Here is an 18,648-nt window from a genome sequence, read left to right as displayed (position 1 = left end):
TTCATGCGCCTGGCATCCCCGGCCTTGCTCGCCTTGCTCGCGGCCGTTCCAACCCTGGCGGCCGACGCCCCCATCCCGCAGGACGCCGCGCTGGCGGCGAAGCGTTCGGCCGAGCGGCTGGAGTGGAACCGGAAGACGCTGGTGGGGGCGTACGACAAGGTCGGCAAGAAGGACGCGCGATGGGACGCGAAGGCGCGAGAGGCGCTGGAGACGGCCGCGCGGGTGTTCAGCCAGCAGGTGGACCCGCCGGCGAACCCCGAGGAGATCCAGGCGCCGGCCAAGGCGGCCGTCTCCGCCGGCTGCGACGATCCAATCGTCGTCTATCTGCTCCGACGCACCCAGGACTACCAGCCGGACCTCGGGAGCTTCGCGGAGCCGGCGCGTCGGATGAAGGAAGCCGCGACGGCCCTCAACGCCAGCAAGTACCCCGCCATCCGCCGCGCGGCGGCCCTCGCCAACTCCGCCGACGGCCTGGCCTGGGTCGGCCGAGGCGGGAAAGACGAGGTGCTCCTGAAGCAGGCCCGGGACCAGTACGAGGCCGCCCTGGCGCTCCTGACGGAGAAGGCCGCCGACGACGATCGCGGCCCGATCTGCGAGGTGCTCTGGTACGCGACCCTCCAGCAGATCCTCAGGGGCCTCCGGGATACGGGGCTCGAACCCCTGCCCGCCTATGAGAAGGTGGACGCCGCGCTGGCCAAGGCCCCGGACCTGGAGGCCCTGCGTCTGAAGTTCCGCGGCAAGTTCTGGTTCGATTACGGCTGGGAGGCCCGCTCCACGGGGTTCGCCCCGGCCGTCCCCCAGGGGGGCTTCGCCAGGCTGGAGGAGCGGCTGAAGAAGGCGCGCGAGGCCCTGGAGAAGTCGTGGTCGCTCCGGCCCGACCCCCAGACGGCCGAGTTGATGATCGAGGTCGACAAGGCGGTCGGCGGCGATCGCAAGAACATGGAGATGTGGTTCGAGCGGGCCATGAAGCTGGACCCCGACCATCGCGGCGCCTGCTGGTCCAAGCTCGACTGGCTGGACCCCAAGTGGCACGGCTCGTGGGAGGATCTGATCGCCTTCGGCCGCGCCTGCGGCGCCACCAAGAACTGGCGGACCGGCATCACCCTGCTCGCCGGCGACGCCCACTACCGCCGCGTCGGCCGGATGGAACCGACGGCGATGACCGCCTACCTCTCCCCGGCGGCGGTCTGGTCGGACATCGGCCCGGCGTACGAGGAATACCTGAAGCACTTCCCTAAGGACGCCGGGGCGCGGAGCAAGTACGCCATGCTCCTCTACCGGGCCGACCGCTGGCCCGAGTCGCACGCCCAGTTCCAGATCCTCGGCGACGATCTCACCACCTGGTCGGAGTTCCCCTTCACGCCGCTCCAGAGCCTGCAAAAGATGCGCGCCCAGCTCGCTCAGTTGGCCGCCGAACTCCAGAAGAAGAAGGCGGAGGCCGACGCGAAGCCCTGACCGACCCTCCCGAAGGACCATCGGGCCTGGCGGCGTCGGCTCACTCTTTCGGAGCGGTCGCCGGGATCAGGTCGGTCGGGCCGTCGGGCAACGGCGGGCCGAGGTCGATCGCCGGGGTCTCGCCGTCGAGGGTTTCCCGGACCCAGCGGGGGAACTGGCCGTCTTTCAGGTAACGCTCGAAATCCTTGCCGGGGCAAGTCGTCTGGCCGGAGGCCGCATCCCTGTGCCCCCGGACCCGCGACAGGTCGATGTCGTACTGGTCGCAGAGCCACGCCGTCAGCTTCACGCAGGAGGCGACCTGCCGCGGGTCGGGACGCTGGGCTTCGAAGCTGCCCATCATCTCGACCCCGATGTTCCCCTGCAGCGGATACTTCGTGTTGGACTCGGGCTCGAAGCCCAGCGGACGGCCCTCGAAAATCCGGCCGTCCGGGGCGATGAGGAAATGATACGGGAGGTCGGGCCACCCCTTCTCCCTCTGCCCCCAGGACTGCATGTTTCGCACGAACACGTCCGGCGAAACCTTGGCGGTCCAGATCACTCCGGCGTGGTGGAGCGTCACGTACTTCGGAGTATGCTTGCGCGACTCCGGGATCGGCTGGGGCTTCGAACCCCATTCCGAAGCGGAGACGATCTCCGGTCGGGGCGAGGCGGTGGACTTCGGCCCGGGGGAGTCGGCCCCCAGGATCAACCCGGCGAGGACGGTGACGACGATCGGTGCTCTCATGGCGAAGCGACTTTCTCAGGACGAATCGAAAGGCGTCGCAAAGGAGAACGCCGTACCATTTCACACGATGCGATTATCGACCGAAGGCCGACGGCCGGCAAGATCCGACGACCGGGGCGAAGGGCCGGTGATGCAGCGAGGGCGGGCCGCTCCTTCGGGTGACGCGGCATCCCGCGTCAATGGCCGACGCCCGCGCCGGCCATGGAGAACTCGCCGCGCATGAGGGCCTGGGAGCGGCGGCGCCAGGCGAGGAGCAGGGCGAGGCCGGCGATGAAGAGGCCGACGGCCAGGCCGATCCAGAGGCCGAGGACGCCCCGGCCGGCGTTGAAGGTCAGGTGCCAGCCCAGCGGCAGGCCGATCAGCCAGTAGCAGATCAGGGTCAGGACCATCGGCGTGCGGGTGTCGCCCGCGCCCCGGAGCGCGCCGGTGGCGACCCCCTGCAAGCCGTCGAAGAGCTGGAAGGCCGCCGCCGCCAGCATCAGCGACGCCGCCGTCGCGATCACGCGCGGGTCGTCGGTGAACAGGGCGATCAGCGGCCTGGGGAACGTCACCATCACCAGGCCCGACGTCGCCATGAAGGCCGCGCCCAGGACCAGGGCGGTCCACCCCGCGCGGCCGGCCGCCGCCGGCTCTCCCCGGCCGATCGCCTGGCCCACGCGGATCGCGCCCGCCGAGGCCAGCCCCAGCGGGATCATGAACGTGACGCTGGCCATCTCCAGGACGATGTGGTGCGCCGCCAGCGAGGTCGCGTCGAGCCTCCCCGCCAGCATCGTCGCCAGCCCGAATACGCCGACTTCCAGCAGCAGGTGCGTCGCCGCCGGCAGGCCGAACGTGAACAGCCGACCGATCGCCGCCAGCCTCGGCGCGAGCTTCGTCCGGATCAGCCCGGAGCCGTTCCGCACGTCGTTCCAGATCGCATAGACGATCAGGAAGCCCGCCATGTAGCACCGCGAGATCGTCGTCGCCCAGCCCGCCCCCTCGACGCCCATCGCCGGGACGCCGAGCTTGCCGTAGACGAACATCCAGTCCATCAGGGCGTTGACGACGTTCGCCGACAGCAAGGCCGCCATCACCGGCTTGACCAGGCCCATCCCTTGCAAGTACCGCCGGAAGGCCGCGTAGACGAAGAGCGCGGGGGTCCCCCAGATCACCGAACTCAGGTAGAGCCTGGCCGGGCCCAGGACGGCCGGGTCGAACCCCATCCGTTCGGACAGCGGGCCGACCAGCCAGAGCAGCAGAATCGCCAGCGGACAGACGATCGCCGACAGGTACAGGCCCTGGACCAGCCAGTCGTGGCATTCGTGCAGGTCCCCCGCCCCGTACGCCTGCGAGACCAGGGCGTCCAGCCCCAGCAGCAGCCCCATCCCGAAGATGGCCACGACGAAGTAGAGCGCGTTCCCCAGGCTGACCGCCCCGATCGCCTCGGCCCCCAACCGGCCGACGACGATCGTGTCGACGATCCCCATCGTCATCCAGCCCAGCTCCGCCGACACCACCGGCCCCGCCAGCCGCAGCATCGGCCCCAGCTCCAGCCTCACGCCCCGCCGCAACAGGTCCCTCTGAAGACGATCCATGCATCCCTTCCGCGCTCAAACCGACGAACTTCCCCGACCATCGACGCTACAATAACCTGGCAGGTTCGCCGAACATCCTTCAAGCCCACATGGCGTGGGGGAGTTCCTCGCGGTCGTCGAGACGACGTCGGAAGCCGCGAAGCCTCGACCTGAAAGCAGGAGATTCCTCAGTCGACTCCACCGGGTTGCGGCGGAAAACCCTCGGGTGCCACGAGTTCGGAGAACCCGTGGCACCCGAGCGACGCCCCGCGACGAGATTGAGGCGGTGGAGTTGACTGAGGAGTCTCGAAAGGAGCGGCCCATTTCCACCACGACCGATCCGCAAGCCGATTTCAGACGACGGTTCGGGGTCTTGTTCTGGTCGTTATGCCTGGTGGCGCTGGTTCATCGCGGGGTCTTCGGGATTCGACCGGAGAAGACGATCGCCGAGCATCCCGGCCTGGTGGGGCTGGACGCCGTCCTGTTCGTGGTCGCCGCGATGCTGGCGACGGTCGTGCTGGTCCAGTGGACTTTCCTCCTCGGCCGCTGGGCGTCCAGCCCGGACCCCGTCCCCGTCGCCGATCCATCGGGCGAGGCCGGCCAGGTCCGACCGTACGCGTGGGCTTACATCGGCGTCCTCGGCTTGCCGCAACTGCTGACCATCCTGGAACGCCACCCCTGGGCGGCCTCGGTCTTCGGGGCCGCGACCGCGTCGCGTCTGTTCGCCACGTTCGTCATCGGGATCCGCGCGAACGCCGCCCGCAACCGTCGCGAGATCGAGAGGTATCGCGCCCGCCGGGGGTCGGAGATCGCGACGCTCGAGGCGAGCCAGGGGTGACGACGAGGCGCCCGACGCCTACGTCTGCTCGACCTCGTCGTCGATCGGCCAGACCGGGCGTCCCCACCTGTCGAACTCGGCGCCGCAGGTGCAGCAGGATTTGTGGGTCCAGGACGCGGGCAAGACGCCTCGGGACTTTCGGATGGCTCGCGGGCGGCTCTCGCCGCAACGCGGGCATCGGGGAGTGATCGGGACGAGCAGGCCGCCGCAGGCGGGGCAGTCGGGGACGGGGAGCAGGCATTCGCGGACGGTGTAAGTCCCCCCCGGCCAGGTTCGCCAACCGCAGGCCAAGCACGAGCGCGGGGAGGCCCAACGGTCGGGCCGGCGGATCGGGCCGTCGAGGCCGCCGGGGCCCAGCAGGCGGGCCGCGAGCCGGAGGATGAGATACGCCGCCTCGACCAGCGACGCCCCGCCGCGCCTCCCAGCGCTCCCCCAGGAAGGCCCCCCGAAGCGCGCCCGGCCAGCCTTCGTCCTCAAAGCCGACCCGGACGCCGATGAACGCCAGGCCGACCCCGCCGACCAGGGCCGCCGCGGCGAGCCGTTGCCAGGGGCTGCGGTCCAGGAGCACGTGCAGGGGGAGCGGGAGCATGGTCCGCATCAGGAGGAACCGGCCTGCTGATCTCCGGGCGCCCGGGCCTCGCGCTCGTCGGGCTCGCGCAAGAGCATCTCCAGGAAGCCGGCGAGGTCGTCGGCGCACCTGTACGGGGGGAACTCCGGGCCGAGGAGGATGTACACCGACGAGACCTCGGGGCTTTCGTAGTGCAGGCCGTAGTAATGTGATTCTAACATCCAATCCGCGAACAGCACGAACGGCCCCGCGGTCGCGCCCCCCTGCTCGCGAATCCGGTCGGGCGTCCAGAGCGACCAGACGCTGTGGTCGTGGCGGCACTCCGCGAACCCGCCCACGGCGGCGTAAAGCGCCAGCACGTCGGCCGAGATCGATCGGCCCAGGTCGGCGAAGACCCGCGAGATCGCGGCCGCCGAGACGGGTGGCGCCAGATCCACGCCCCGGCGTCGCCATTCGCAGGCGAATGATTCGAAGACGGTGGGTTGGGGCGGCAAGATCGAAGGGCCCTCGCGTGGGAAGACGTTCGTGCGACCCCCGAGCAAGGCTGGGGCGGGGGCCGGCCGTTCAACGACATCCGTGCGCGACCCTCCCGCCTTCCGGCCCCGACGAGGCCCGTCTCACCGCGAGAGGGAGAGACGGTCTGGAAGGCGGGTTCGACCTCGGGGCTCCCCCCTCGGATCAGATCAGATCAGCTCGGCGATCGGCTCGTGCTCGGCGGGGAGGATGGTGTTGGGGCGGCCGGCCTTGTCGTAGATGTAGGAGCGGGAGTCGATGCCGAGGTTGTGGTAGACGGTGGACAGGACGTCTCGGTAGTGGATGGGGCGGCTGGTCGCGTAGCCGCCGATCTTGTCGGTGGAGCCGATGACCTGGCCGACCTTCATGCCGCCGCCGGCGAGGATCGCCGAGTTGACCGGGGCCCAGTGGTCGCGGCCGGCGTCCTTGTTGATCTTCGGCGTGCGGCCGAACTCGCCCCAGACGACCAGCGTGCAGTCGCGGTCCAGGCCGCGCTGGTGGAGGTCTTCCACCAGGGCCGAGACCCCCTGGTCGAACAGCGGCATGACGTTGCGGAGGTGGCCGAAGTTGTTGCCGTGGGTGTCCCAGAAGCCGTACGAGAGCGTGACGCAGCGCGAGCCGGCCTCGACGAGCCGTCGGGCGACGAGGAACTGGTCGTTCCACATCGGGCCGCCGTCGCCCAGGTGCTTGGCCGAGCCCATCCCGTAGCGGGCGCGAAGCTCGGGGGCCTCGCGCTCGACGTCCAGGGCCTTCGCCAGCGCGTCGGAGGTCAGCACGTCGAACGCCTGCTTGTAGCAGGAGCCCATGCCGTCGACCGCCGCGCCGTCGACCGAGCGGCGGAAGCCGTCGAACTGGCCCAGGAGGTCGCGACGGCCCGCGAACCGCTCCGGGGCGACGTCGGCCGGGGGCCTGAGCAGGGCCAGGTCGTCCCCTTCCATCCTCGCCCCCTTGAACGACTGCCCGAGCATCCCCGCGCCCGGCGTGTTGTACGGGCGGTGCTGCATCACCGGGGCGAGGTCGACGAAGGGCGGCACCACCGGGTCCACCGGCCCTTGGATATGCGAGGCGACCGAGCCGAAGTGCGGCCTCCCCTCGCGCTGGGACGTCCCCATCGTGAAGCCGGTCATGCTCTGGAAGCTGGAGTGCTCGTCGACCTGGCCGACCAGCGACCGGATGATCGCGACCTTGTCCATGCACGCGGCCGTCCGGGGCATCAGCTCGCTGAGGAAGACGCCCGGGACGCTGGTGGCGATCGGCTTGAACTCGCCGCGGACCCCTTCGGGGGCGTCGGGCTTGGGGTCGACCGTGTCCTGATGGGCCAGCCCGCCCGTCAGGTAGATCATGATGACCGACTTGTGATTGTCCCGCGCCCCGGCCGAATCCCCCCGCGCCTGGGCTTGCAGCAGGCCGGGGAGCGACAGCCCCCCCATCGCCAGGCCGCCCACCCGGATGAACGAACGCCGAGAGACTCCGTCGCAATACCGTCCGCCACCGCCGCCCGGGCCCCAGAGTGTCAGCATATCCGTTCGCTCCGCGCGGTGACTGATGTAGGAAATTTGTTCAACAAGAGTCTAGCGTGCAGACCCGCCGGAGGCAAGGGGTGGCGCGACCGTCGCCGTCGGCCCTTCCCGCGTAGACCGAAGCCGCCGCGATCATGAGGCCCGCCGGGCGGGCGTGGTGGACCCATCGCCGACGCACCGAAGACGCCGACGGCGTACGTGCTCGATCACGGTCTTCCCCCGCGAGGGGCTTGTAGGGGGAGGTATTCTGCAAGATTCTGGGCTGAAACAGGTTGCGTGGACAAATCGCACGGAATCGCGGCCGTTACGGAAGTCGATTAATCATGTGCCAGAACGCCGCCGTGATCTGGCCCCGTAAATCACGGGGTTCTCCACGAACGGTGAACTCACGCGTCGATCCGAAGCCCCGAAATCACGATCAGCAACCTCTCTCAAAACCAGTAGTTGCGAAAATACCTCCCCTTGTAAGCCCGCGAGGGGGGAAGGACGTTATGACGGGGAGGACGAGCCGGAAAGCCGTCGGGATTCGCGATCCGGCCGCTTGAAAGGCCGACGGTCCTTGTGCTGGTCTTCCCCCTCATCCGGCCCTTCGGGCCACCTTCCCCCGCGAGGGGGGAAGGGCTTGATGGTGCGGGCCCGGATTCCCGTCATTCCTCGTTTTGCTCGGCGAGGTCGCGGAGGAAATCCAGGGCTTCTTCCAGCTCGCAGACGATGGCGCCGGGCTGTCGGCCGCGGGTGTCGAGTTCGCGGAGGAGCATCAGGTCGTCGAATTCCTCGGACTGTTCCAGGCGGGCTCGGGCGCGGGCGCCGAGGATGCCGCGGCGGTAGGCCAGGGCGTCCATGTGCAGGGCGATCAGCGTCTCGGTGCGTGGGGTGATCGTCCCTTCGAGCGCCTGGAGCCCCGCGCCGACGTGGTCGGACGGGTCGATGGCCTTGCCGACGTCGTGCAGGAGGGCGGCGAGGAGGAATTCCTCGTCGTAGACGCGTTCGTCGCGGGCCAGCTCGAACACCTGGAGGCTGTGGTAGAGGGCGTCCCCCTCGGGATGATACCTGGGGTCCTGTTTCACCGCTTCGAGCGGGCGGAGCAGCAGGCGGTAGATCTCGAAGCGGTCGACGTGGTCCTCGACGCGTTCGACCTCGAAGTCCAGGTCGATCTCCGGTTCCTCGGCCTTCAGAAACGCCTCCAGCTCGGCGATCGAGGCGCGCTCGATGGCCTTGCCGGTGATGGAGCTTTTGAAGACGTAGTGGGCCTTGTCCTCGGGGTAGAGGGTCAGCTCGAACGGGTGGCGGTCGTCGATGTGGACGTGGGTGAAGGTCCGTTCCTCGCCGTACTTGACGATCCGCTTGTGCTGGACCTCATAGGCCAGGCCGTGCTCGTCCAGGACGTCGGTGACCAGGGCCTGGGAGTCGCAGAAGAGGTGCAGGTCGATGTCGGAGCCCTGGCGGACGTGGCCCGTCCAGACGCTGCCGATCAGCCGGGGCCGGAACCGCGCGAGCTTGCGCATCATGCGGAGGGCCTCCAGCCGCATGGCGCGGAGGTCGTCGAGCCGCTTGGGGCCCTCGTGCATCCGGGCCATGGCCTGGATCTGGTCGCGGATCTCGGCGTTGGAAGGGAGGTCGCCGGGCCGGAATCGGTATTCGACCCCGAGCTGCTTGGCGGCCTTGCGCTTGGCGGTGAAGTATTCGGATTCGGTCCGATTGTACATCAACTGGGCGGCGAGGAAGGCGATCTGCCGCCGGAGGCGTTCGTCGGCCATGGGAGGAGGGTGCGTCGATTCAGGCCCATCGAGGCGACGCCGGGCTGACGCGCCGACTCCCTCGTTTTGGAGGAGGCGACGCGTCTCGAACGAGTGGAGAGATTCCTGAGGGATCGTATCCCCGGCGAGGCGGCGGGTCAAGGCGATCCGGGCTCGCGCGGGCCGCGATCGCTCTTGATTTCCCCGGCCGGCTGACGCATTGTGAGGGTCCATTCGAATACGAACTCGGCAGGACGCCGACGTCTCGGGGCGGGGTTTGCTCGCAGCTAGTTAAGGACGGCCGGAACATGACCGACGCGGCAGAGACGACTCGGGCGCGCCCGTGGCGCGGGGACGGCTGGGGCCTGCGCATGGCGGGCCTCGCCTGGATCATCGTGGCGGCGACTCCCTTCTACCTGGCGTACTGCCTGTCGTTCGCCCGCGACCCCTCCGCGAGCCTCGAGGCCGGGACCCCCGCGGCGGCGGTCGACGCCCAGAAGCTCCTGTCGGTGGCGCGGGGCGGGGCGAGCGGGGCCGACTCGAACCTGCCGACGGTGGCGCGGATCTTCCTGGACTCGCAGTGGACGATCCTCACCCTGGTCCTGGGCCTGACGGCGGTCTCGACGTGGCGGCTGTATCCGATCCTCTGGCGGGTCGTCCACACGGGGCTGGCGAACCACGTGCTGCTGTTGGAAGTGGCGCTGGTGCTCTGGCTGGTCTACGGCGGGCTCTCCGGGATGGGGATGCCGGGCCTGTTCTGGAGCCCCGAGCCGAGCGACCAGTTCACGGCGGGGATGGGGGTGACGCTGTTCATCTTCTGGATGCTCTACCTGCTGTTCGTCAGCGATTACGAGGCGCATCGGGAGGACCCGGAGCATCGGGCGTGGAGCAGCCTGGCGCCGGTGCTCCGGCGGTTCCTCCCCCCCGCGCTCGATCGGCTGGTGCCGACGGCGCCGCCGGCCAGCGAGCAGATGGGCTGGTTCGTCTTCTTCGCCGCCTCGCCGATCCTGACGATGCTGGCCTTGCCGGCCGTCCTGCCGACCATCCGCTCCGGGGCCGTGCAGGAGATCGTGGCCGGTCCCTGGCTGATGGGGCTGGCCGGCGGGGCGGTGATCGCCGTCGTGGTCGTCCTCACCCGGATCCCGACCCGGCTGAACGAGCTGCGGCGGCAGGCCCTCGGCCGACGGCTGGACCTCGGCCAGCTCTGGCGGCTGGACTCCGACCGGCTCGATCCCGAGGGGAACGCCAAGAACATGCTGATCATCGTCGGGATCCTCTATCTGGTGGCGTGGGTCTTCCCCAACGCGACCCAGAGGATGTTCCCGCCGGCGTTCTCGCTCTGCATCCTGCTGGGCGTGCTGGCGACGTTCTCGGTCTGGCTGGGGGTCCGGCAGCATCGGAAGTCGCGGGTGATCGCCGCGGTCGCGGTCCTGACGCTGGTGGCGGGGTCCGGCATGCTGGACTACGACGTGGTCGTCCGCGACCTGGCCGGCAAGACCCCCGGCGCGCCCGACCTCTACCCGACGGTCCTGGAGCAGTACCGCTACCACCTGAGCCTCAGCCAGTCCAAGCCGCGGACGTATGGCGAGGTCGTCGACCTGGCGAAGTTCCAGAAGTCGCGAGAGCTGTCCGACGGGGCGGCCGACTTCGCGGCCCGGCAGAAGCTGCTGGACCGCTGGCTGGCCGGGATGCGCTGGGGCGGGTCGGAATCCGCGGCGGGCGCGGCGGGCCGGGGCAAGCCGATCGTGGTGGTGGTGACGACCAGCGGCGGCGCCCTCCGCGCCGGGGTCTGGACCCAGGCGGTCCTCCGTCGGCTCGACGAGACCTTCCCCGGCTTCCACCGCCACACCCGCCTGATCACCGGGGCCTCCGGCGGCATGCTCGGCGCGGCGCGATACGTGGCGCTGCACGCCGAACACGGCGCGGACCGGGTCATGCCCCAGGGGGGCCGCCATCCCGACTTCCTCGCCCCCATCGCCTGGCAGATCGCCTTCCACGACTTCCTCCCCAACGCCCTGACCCCGTTCCCGGTCTACAACCGGGGCGACAAGCTGGAGGACGTCTGGCTCGACTACGCGCCGGAGCTGGGGCGCACCTTCGGCGAGCTGGCGGAGAAGGAGAAGGCCGGGGAGATCCCCTCGATCGTCTTCTCGCCGATGCTCGTCGAGGACGGCCGGCGGGTGATCATCGCCAACCTGCCGATGGCCGACATGACCGTCCACCTCAACGGCGTCTTGCTCGACGAGAGTCGCGACGCCCTCCTCCAGCGCTACCTGAAGGGCAAGCCCAAGGACAAGAACGGCCGCCTCAAGACCGCCGCCGACGTCGACGACTACGACCTGGAATACCCGGCCCTCAGCTCGTTCTCGGCGATGGAGTTCTCCAAGCTGTTCGCCGAGCACGAGGCGCTGGACCACCTCCGCCTGGCCTCGGCCGTCCGGATGAGCGCCACGTTCCCCTTCATCACCTCGGTCGTCACGCTCCCCACGTTCCCGGCGCGGCACGTGGTCGACGCCGGCTACTACGACAACTACGGCGTGAACCTGGGCGCGGCCTGGATCAACAGCCACAAGGACTGGCTCCGCAAGAACGCCGCCGGCGTGCTCGTCGTCCAGGTCCGCGCCTTCCGCAACGAGAAGCGGCTGAAGATCCTCGACCAGGAGGTCTACGCCCCGGCCAAGCCCCCGGCGGAGACGACCATCGGGCTCTACGAGTGGGTCGCCTGGGGCGTCGGCCTGGTCCCCCAGTTCCTGACCCTGATCCACGAGGGCGCCCGCTCGGTCGCCATCCCGGCCCAGGGGGTCGCCATGGCCCGCGAATCGTCCATGTTCTTCCGCAACGACGAGAACCTGGAGGTCCTCCACGACGTCTTCAAGCGGCTCACCGGCGACGACGAGTTCTTCCGCACGGTCGTCTTCACCTGCGACACCATCCAGGTCGGCCAGGCGGCGCAGAACGTCGAGACCCTCAACTGGTACATCGACCCCGTCGAGTACCGCCAGATCGAGGGCAACATGAACCGCTTCGACCCCGCGACCCAGACCGGCCGCGACCGCAACCACCTCCGCCTCGAACGCCTCAAGCAATGGTGGCGCTCGCGCGGCGGCGAGGTCGCGCCCGACTGAGCCTCTGAGCCTCCACGGGATGATTCATGGATGAAAACGAGCATCGCCATTTCCGATGGATCGAGGCCGCCCGCCGCGGCGACGTGGCTGCGGTCGCCGCCTTTATCGACCAGGGAATGGACGTCGACGCCGGCAGCGCGTCCGGCATTACCGCGTTGATGCAGGCCGTGGGGTGGGGACAATTCGACGTGGTTCGGCTCTTGTTGGACCGGGGAGCGGACCCGAACCTGACAGACGCCCAGGGCTACTCGGCGACGACCTGCGCGATCGCCGCCCCAAGGAACGGGCACGAGATGCTGCCGATCCTGCTCGCAGCCGGCGGCCGACGCCAGACCCTCCCGGACGCGGTCTGGTCGGGCGACGTCGAACTCGCCCGAACCCTCCTCGACGAGGGAGCCGACGTCGACTTCGGCAAGGGGTGGACGTATCACGGGACGATGCTCCAGGTCGCCAGCCTCCTGGGCGACCTCGCGATGGTCGACCTGTTTCTCGCCCGGGGGGCCGACACCGAAGAGGAGAGCGACATCCACGAACGCCCCCTGACGGTCGCGTCGGAGCGAGGCCACGTGGAAGTCGTCCGGCGACTCCTGGATTATGGTGCCGACGTCGACGTCGTCGACCAGTACGGCATGAGCGCCCTGTCGCACGCGAGCGAGAAGGGAAATCGGCCCCTGTACAAGTTGCTGCTCGCGAGGGGGGCGAAGATCAGGATGTTCGATGCCCTGAATGAAGGCGACTTGATCATGTTTGAGAGTCTCCTCGACGCGCAACTGCGGGAGGACGCGGATGTCGACCACATCAGCCGATGGGGCGGTGGTCGCCTGGCGGCCTATGCGGCGGAGGTAGGAAACGTCGTGGTCCTTCAGATGGCGCTCGATCGCGGGGCCGTTCTCCATCACGATGCCTATGACGGCACCCCGCCGCTCGCGCTGGCCGCGAAGGGGGGGAACATCGAAGCGATGGAGTTGCTGATCGCGCGGGGAGCCGATCCGAATCGGTCCGGGGGAGATGGCCTCACTCCGCTGGCCTGGGCGTTGAAGGAAGGTCAAGCCGAGGCCGCCGCCCTGCTAAGACATGCCGGCGCGGTGCTCTGACTCAGATGTCGACGTGTATCTTTCTCGCCTCGTGCAAACCGCACAAGTCGAGCTGAGCCCGCCGCCGGGCCGCTCACCGGCTCCGCGTCACCCCGACGCGCCGGCACATCGAGAGCAGGAGGCAGGTCGAGCAAAACGGCGCGACGCCCGTGCAGATGAACTTGCCGAACGGCACCAGGCGTTCGTTGGTCTCGATCCAGTAGCGCCTGGGAAGGACGGCCTCCAGGGCCTTCATGGTCGCCTCCGGCGTGCGGGTGGCGACCAGGCCCCAGCGGTTGGCGACCCGGTGGACGTGGACGTCGACCGGGATCGTCGCCGCGCCGAACGCCACGGCCCGCGTCAGGGCCGCGATCTTCGGGCCGACCCCGCGGAAGGCCGTCAGCTCCTCGACCGTCTCCGGGACCTCCCCGCCGTGCTCCGCGAGGATCCGCCGCGACAGCTCCAGGATGTCCCGCGCCTTGGGCTCGGGGAAGGTCGCCGGCCGGATCAGCTCGACCAGCCGGGCTTCCCCCAGGTCGATCATCGCCTGGGGCGAGGCCGCGATCGGGAACAGCCGGAGGCCGACCGCAAGCGTCGTCTCGTCGCGGGTCCGGGCCGAGATCAGGCTGGCGACGAGGACCTCGAACGGGCTGCCGAACCCGCGGTCGCGGAGGTCGAACACCGCCGCCTTGGGGAGCCCCCGCACGGCCTCGCGCAGCCGCCGGAACGCCTCATCGGCGTCCCAGGGCTCGGTCCCCCCCCGCCCTTCGGTCCCTTCGCCCATCGCCGGCCCTCCCCTGCGGACGGTGCGACGCCGACGGTCAGTCTAGCGGCCGCCCCGGGCCGCCTCAAGGCTCCGTCCCGCGGCGCCGGACGGTCCGCCAGGTCGGCCCTCGCGAACAGAAAGGATTGTGGTTTCCGACGGGACAGGCCCAAAATGGATATCCAGGAGATGGATCGAGCCGGATCCGTCGCGGCGAGGCCAGGATGGGGGTGGACGTTGAGAGTCCAGGAGAGGCGGCGCGGGGGGGGCGGGGGACGCCTGAAGCCCCGGGCCGTGCTGTCGCAGAGGTGTGCGGAGTGCGGCGAGGGGCGGGTCTTCCGGTCTTCGCTGGGGATGAACGAGACCTGTCCGTGCTGCGGCTGCCGGTTCGAGCGCGGGCCGGGATACTTCACCGGGGCCATGTATTTCAGCTACGCGCTGGGCATCCCGATCATCGCGGCCGGGACGGCGATCGGCCGGTTCTGGCTCGCCCCGTCCTGGCCCATGACCTGGGTGATCGTCGCGGCCTGGGCCGCGTTCCTGCCGCTGGCGCCGGCGGTGTTCCGCTATTCGCGGGTGCTGTTCATCCACCTCGACCGCTATCTGGACCCCGAGGGGTCGGGAGACTGACATGGATTTTCTCTGGGTGATTCTGCTCCTCGGCCTGTGCGTCAACTCGGCGGCGTTCCTGATCATCTGGAACCTCCGGGGTCGCGGATTCGGCGAACTCGCGTTCTGGCGCCGTTCGTCGACCGCCGTCGATCCTTCGGCCGATCGCCCCGAAACCCGACCGGGACGCTGACGGGGCCTTTCTCCCTCGCTCCCCCCTGGGTTCTCCGCCCCCGGCGCTTTACCGTCTTGGGATGGGCCGGGCGGGATCGACGCCCGCCGTTTCAAGACGATCCGGGATGACAGGGGGACTGCGATCCATGTTCGCTTTCGCGATGCTGCCGACGGCGTTGACGCTCGCCGCGAGCTTGCTGGGACTCGTCGGGGACGACGCCGGCGCCGGCGCGGCCCGGATCGAGACGATCGTCGGGACGGGCGAGGCCGGGTTCTCGGGGGACGGCGGGCCGGCGGCGCAAGCCCGGCTGGATCAGCCGTTCGACGTGGTGTACGACCGCGCGGGGAACCTGTATCTCTCGGACACGGGGAACCATCGCATCCGGCGGGTGGACGCCGCGACGGGCGTCATCACGACGGTGGCCGGCGACGGCGGGAAGGGGTTCTCCGGAGACGGCGGCCCGGCGACCTCGGCCCGACTGGACGAGCCCTACGGGATGGCGATCGACGCCGACGGGACGATCTACTTCGCCGACCGGCTCAACCGCCGGGTGCGACGGGTCGACGGCGGCACCGGGGTCATCACGACGGTGGCCGGCGACGGCGGCGAGGAGACCTCGGGCGACGGCGGGCCGGGGCCGGAGGCGGGGATCGTCGAGCCCAACGACGTGGCCCTCGACGGCCGGGGCCGGCTGTTCATCGCCGACGTCTCCGGCCACCGGGTCCGCGTGGTCGACCTCGCCTCGGGCCGGATCGCCACCTTCGCCGGCGACGGCCGGGGCCGACGCGCGGGGGACGGCGGCCCCGCCGCGACGGCCTCGTTCTTCGGCCCGCGCGCCGTCGAGGCCCTCCCCGACGGCTCGCTCCTGATCCTCGAACGCAACGGCCACTCGCTCCGCGCGGTCGCCGCCGACGGGACTGTCTCCACGCTGGCCGGCGGCGGGAAGGGCTATCGCGGCGACGGCGGCCCGGCCCGCGACGCGGCCTTCGACGGCCCGAAGGAACTCGACGCCGCCCCGAACGGCGACCTCCTCATCGTCGACACCGAGAACCACGCGATCCGACGCCTCGACGCCGCCACGGGGCTCGTCTCCACCGTCGCCGGTCATGGCGTCAAGGGGGGGCCGGGGACGGCGGCCCGGCCGTCGCCGCGGGCCTCGACCGGCCCCACGGCGTCGCCTTCGCCCCCGACGGCCGCTCGTTCGTGATCGGCGACACCGGCAACCACCGCATCCGCCGCGTCGCGCCCGCCGCCCCGCGCTGAGCCGCCGGCCGCGGCCGGCGTTTCTTCCGTGCCACGTCGGCCGGGGGCGCGATGGCGGAGGCGTCCGGGCGCGGCTACGCTGGTCGATAGGCCGACGAGTCCGCTCCCGGTCGGCGCACCCTCGCCTCGCCGGGGGCGGCGAGCGGCGATCGGAGGACGATCATGGCCGCGACGATGAAGTGTTTCGTGATGAAGGGGCTCGGCGAGGTCGGGTTCATGGACAAGCCCGTCCCGACGCCCGGGCCCAACGACGCCGTCGTCAAGACGACGCGCGCCCTGGTCTGCACGTCCGACGTCCACACCCTGCGGGGCGGCGTCGGCGAGCGGCGCGACCTGACGCTGGGCCACGAGGCCGTCGGGGTCGTCGCCGAGCTGGGGGGCGAGGTGAAGGGCTTCCGGGTCGGGGATCGGGTGCTGGTCGGGGCCATCACCCCCGACTTCTCGTGCGAGAACTGCCAGCGGGGCTACACCTCGCAGTGCCGGGGTCTGCTCGGCGGCTGGCGGTACGCCAACGACAAGGACGGCGTCTTCGCCGAGTTCTTCCACGTCAACGACGCCCGGGCCAACCTGACGCCGATCCCGGACGCGATCCCCGACGAGGCGGCGGTCTACTGCGCCGACATGATGTCCACCGGGCTGATGGGGGCCGAGCACGCCGCCATCCCGCCCGGGGGCGTGGTGGCGGTCTTCGCCCAGGGGCCGGTGGGCCTGATGGCGACGGCCTGCGCCCGGCTGCTGGGGGCGGGCCTGGTCATCGCGGTCGAGGGCGTCCCCAAGCGCCGGGAGCTGGCCCGGCATTTCGGGGCCGACGTGGTCGTGGACCCCTCGCGGGGGGACGCGGTCGAGGAGATCCTGCGGCTGACGGACGGGGTCGGGGTCGATTCGGCGATCGAGTGCCTGGGGGCCCAGGCGACCTTCGAGGCGTGCGTCGAGGCGACCCGGCCGGGCGGGACGATCTCGGTGGCCGGCTACTTCGGCCACGGCGATTCCGTGGCGATCCCCCGGCTGGCCTGGGGCGTCGGGATGGGCGACAAGACGATCCGCACCGGCCTCTGCCCGGGCGGGAGCCTGCGGATGCGGCGCCTGCTCCGGCTGCTGGAGACCGGCCGGATCGACCCGACCCCGCTGACGACCCATCGGTTCCGGTTCGAGGAGGTGGGCGAGGCCCTCCGGCTGATGGAGACGAAGGCGGACGGGGTCGTCAAGCCGTTGATCACCTTCGACGCGTGAGCCGGCGGCCCGTCGGGGTCAGACCCGGGCCGGGACCGGCTCGCGCCGGGTGGACCGGGAGCCGGTCAGGGCCAGGACGAGCAGGCAGGCCGCGCTGAAGAGGCTGAGCAGGACGAACCCCCAGGTGTAGGACCCGGTGGAGTGGCGGATGGCGCCCAGGACGAGGGGGGGGAAGAACCCCCCGAGCCCGCCGGCGGCGCCGACGAGGCCGGTGACGCTGCCGACCGCCCTGGGGAAGTCTTCCGGCACGAGCTTGAAGACGGCGCCGTTGCCCAGGCCGATGGCCAGGGCCATCCCCAGGGCGCCGATGGTGAAGGTGGTCATCATCGGGCAGGCCAGGAACAGCGCCATGACGGCGGTCGCGGGGAAGACCCACGCGAGGATGCGACGGCCGCCGACCCTGTCCGCCAGCCAGCCGCCGATCGGCCTGGCGAGCGTGGCCAGGACGACGAACCCGGCCGTCCGGCGGCCGGCGTCGGACGGCTCCAGCTCGAAGATCTCGGTCAGGAAGGTCGGCAGGTAGACGGCCATCGCCACGAACCCGCCGAAGGTCAGGAAATAGTAGAGGCTGAGGACCCAGCTCCGCGAGTCCGCCAGCGGGTGCAGGAACTCCGAGAGCCGACGGTCGACGCGCGGGCCGGGTGCGTCCCGGGCCAGCAGGACGTAGAGGACGAGCCAGCCGAACGTCAGGGCGGCGAAGGTCCAGAAACCCCAGACGTAGCCGAGCCACCCCGCCAGCACCGGCGCGCCGAACGAGGCGAGCGACTGGCCGACGTTGCCGGCCCCATAGACGCCGATCGCCGTCCCCTGGCGATGCGGCGGATACCATCGGCTGACGGACCCGACCCCCACCGAGAAGCTCGCCAGGGCCAGCCCGATGAAGAACCCGCAGGCGATCAGTTGCGGATAGGTCTCCACCCAGCCCATCAGGACGGCCGGGATGATCGACCCGAGCATCACCAGCGAGAAGACCAGCCGCCCCCCGTAGCGGTCCGAGAGGATGCCCAGCGGGATGCGCCCCAGGCTCCCCAGCAGCACCGGGACGGCCAGGGCCAGGCTCACCTGCAAGGGTTCGAGGCCGAGCCGCTTCTTGAGGATCGGCATCATCGCCGAGACCGAGCCGAAGACGGCGAAGCAGACCAGGAACGCGCCGGTGTTGAGCACCAGTTGCAGCGTGTTCCCGGCGGGAGGCCTGGTCTTCACCCCGGCTTCGTCGCCGGGGGTGGTCGAAACGGGAGCGGTCATGAATGACTCTCCAGGGCGTAGACGTATCTCAGGAGCCCGGCGTTGAGCAGCAGGCAGACGAGGCTTGCCGCGAGGGCGGGCCAGACGACGGCGACGTCGCCGCCGAGGAAGGCGTTCATCGTCGCCGTCAGCAGCCAGAGCTGGAGGACGACGAGGATGAGGACCATGCACAGGACGCCGTAGACGATGGTCGTCTTCTGGTCTCGGGTGAAGGGACGCTTCATGTCGTCCGCTCCTCGACGTCGACGGCGTACACGA

17 protein-coding genes are annotated in these 18,648 nt (G+C 70.3%); 8 read left to right on the top strand and 9 right to left on the bottom strand.

All coding sequences use genetic code 11. The annotated features are described in order from the left end of the window. Nucleotides 1-3 precede the first annotated feature (3 nt). Nucleotides 4-1,455: a hypothetical protein gene (locus VT85_RS10220; RefSeq protein WP_068414223.1), complete on the top strand. Its 1,452-nt coding sequence runs from the start codon at nucleotides 4-6 to the stop codon at nucleotides 1,453-1,455. Between the two features lie 40 nt (nucleotides 1,456-1,495). On the opposite strand, the gene VT85_RS10215 is transcribed toward VT85_RS10220, so the two are convergent. Together VT85_RS10215 and VT85_RS10210 are read right to left on the bottom strand one after the other, a co-directional pair. Continuing rightward, nucleotides 1,496-2,179, bottom strand: a complete 684-nt coding sequence (locus VT85_RS10215; RefSeq protein WP_068414222.1) for a peptidoglycan recognition family protein — start codon at nucleotides 2,177-2,179, stop codon at nucleotides 1,496-1,498. Between the two features lie 176 nt (nucleotides 2,180-2,355). Next, nucleotides 2,356-3,753, bottom strand: coding sequence for an MATE family efflux transporter (locus tag VT85_RS10210; protein WP_082858501.1), 1,398 nt, complete (start codon nucleotides 3,751-3,753; stop codon nucleotides 2,356-2,358). A gap of 352 nt (nucleotides 3,754-4,105) precedes the next feature. Here VT85_RS10210 and VT85_RS10205 point away from each other — a divergent pair, with 352 nt between their 5' ends. Next, nucleotides 4,106-4,570 carry a hypothetical protein gene (locus VT85_RS10205; protein WP_068414216.1) on the top strand — a complete coding sequence of 155 codons (465 nt, stop codon included), beginning with the start codon at nucleotides 4,106-4,108 and terminating at the stop codon, nucleotides 4,568-4,570. Between the two features lie 18 nt (nucleotides 4,571-4,588). Here VT85_RS10205 and VT85_RS27520 read toward each other — a convergent pair whose 3' ends face one another. From VT85_RS27520 to VT85_RS10185, 4 genes are all read right to left on the bottom strand, one after another. Next, the gene (locus tag VT85_RS27520; RefSeq protein WP_156512788.1) at nucleotides 4,589-5,047 is read right to left on the bottom strand and encodes a hypothetical protein; all 459 of its coding nucleotides are present in this window, start codon (nucleotides 5,045-5,047) and stop codon (nucleotides 4,589-4,591) included. Nucleotides 5,048-5,167: 120 nt separating this feature from the next. Continuing rightward, on the bottom strand, nucleotides 5,168-5,575 hold the full coding sequence (locus VT85_RS10195; RefSeq protein ID WP_156512787.1) for an SMI1/KNR4 family protein: 408 nt from the start codon (nucleotides 5,573-5,575) through the stop codon (nucleotides 5,168-5,170). Nucleotides 5,576-5,821: 246 nt separating this feature from the next. Further along, entirely contained in the window at nucleotides 5,822-7,171 is a 1,350-nt protein-coding gene (locus VT85_RS10190) for a DUF1501 domain-containing protein (protein WP_068414209.1), read from the bottom strand. 647 nt (nucleotides 7,172-7,818) lie between these two features. Then, on the bottom strand, nucleotides 7,819-8,928 hold the full coding sequence (locus VT85_RS10185) for a tRNA adenylyltransferase (protein WP_068414205.1): 1,110 nt from the start codon (nucleotides 8,926-8,928) through the stop codon (nucleotides 7,819-7,821). Nucleotides 8,929-9,215: 287 nt separating this feature from the next. Here VT85_RS10185 and VT85_RS10180 point away from each other — a divergent pair, with 287 nt between their 5' ends. Further along, nucleotides 9,216-12,032, top strand: coding sequence for a hypothetical protein (locus VT85_RS10180; RefSeq protein WP_068414201.1), 2,817 nt, complete (start codon nucleotides 9,216-9,218; stop codon nucleotides 12,030-12,032). Between the two features lie 26 nt (nucleotides 12,033-12,058). Further along, a complete protein-coding gene (locus VT85_RS10175) occupies nucleotides 12,059-13,126 on the top strand; it encodes an ankyrin repeat domain-containing protein (RefSeq protein WP_068414198.1) in 1,068 nt (355 codons plus the stop codon). 73 nt (nucleotides 13,127-13,199) lie between these two features. On the opposite strand, the gene nth is transcribed toward VT85_RS10175, so the two are convergent. Beyond that, the gene (gene nth, locus VT85_RS10170; protein WP_068414195.1) at nucleotides 13,200-13,889 is read right to left on the bottom strand and encodes an endonuclease III domain-containing protein; all 690 of its coding nucleotides are present in this window, start codon (nucleotides 13,887-13,889) and stop codon (nucleotides 13,200-13,202) included. A 216-nt stretch (nucleotides 13,890-14,105) separates the two neighbouring features. Between nth and VT85_RS10165 the strand changes: the two genes are divergently transcribed. The 4 genes from VT85_RS10165 (at nucleotide 14,106) to VT85_RS10155 (ending at nucleotide 17,145) form a co-directional block, all read left to right on the top strand. Next, the gene (locus VT85_RS10165) at nucleotides 14,106-14,498 is read left to right on the top strand and encodes a DUF983 domain-containing protein (protein ID WP_197491200.1); all 393 of its coding nucleotides are present in this window, start codon (nucleotides 14,106-14,108) and stop codon (nucleotides 14,496-14,498) included. Between the two features lies 1 nt (nucleotide 14,499). Further along, nucleotides 14,500-14,670 (top strand): hypothetical protein, encoded by a 171-nt coding sequence (locus tag VT85_RS27515; RefSeq protein ID WP_156512785.1) that lies wholly within the window; start codon nucleotides 14,500-14,502, stop codon nucleotides 14,668-14,670. A 75-nt stretch (nucleotides 14,671-14,745) separates the two neighbouring features. Further along, nucleotides 14,746-15,915 (top strand): hypothetical protein, encoded by a 1,170-nt coding sequence (locus VT85_RS10160; protein ID WP_409999945.1) that lies wholly within the window; start codon nucleotides 14,746-14,748, stop codon nucleotides 15,913-15,915. Between the two features lie 174 nt (nucleotides 15,916-16,089). After that, on the top strand, nucleotides 16,090-17,145 hold the full coding sequence (locus VT85_RS10155) for an NAD(P)-dependent alcohol dehydrogenase (RefSeq protein ID WP_068421768.1): 1,056 nt from the start codon (nucleotides 16,090-16,092) through the stop codon (nucleotides 17,143-17,145). 18 nt (nucleotides 17,146-17,163) lie between these two features. Here the strand turns inward: VT85_RS10155 and VT85_RS10150 are convergent, their stop codons facing one another. After that, the gene (locus VT85_RS10150) at nucleotides 17,164-18,390 is read right to left on the bottom strand and encodes an MFS transporter (RefSeq protein ID WP_082858500.1); all 1,227 of its coding nucleotides are present in this window, start codon (nucleotides 18,388-18,390) and stop codon (nucleotides 17,164-17,166) included. Beyond that, a complete protein-coding gene (locus VT85_RS10145) occupies nucleotides 18,387-18,614 on the bottom strand; it encodes a DUF6755 family protein (protein ID WP_068414193.1) in 228 nt (75 codons plus the stop codon). The genes VT85_RS10150 and VT85_RS10145 overlap by 4 nt, the downstream gene beginning before the upstream one ends. Nucleotides 18,615-18,648: the final 34 nt, after the last annotated feature.

Source organism: Planctomyces sp. SH-PL62 (assembly GCF_001610895.1).
In the GTDB taxonomy this organism is placed as follows: domain Bacteria; phylum Planctomycetota; class Planctomycetia; order Isosphaerales; family Isosphaeraceae; genus Paludisphaera.
The sequence above is the reverse complement of the archived record's forward strand: the minus strand, read 5'-3'. Positions and strand labels throughout refer to the sequence as shown.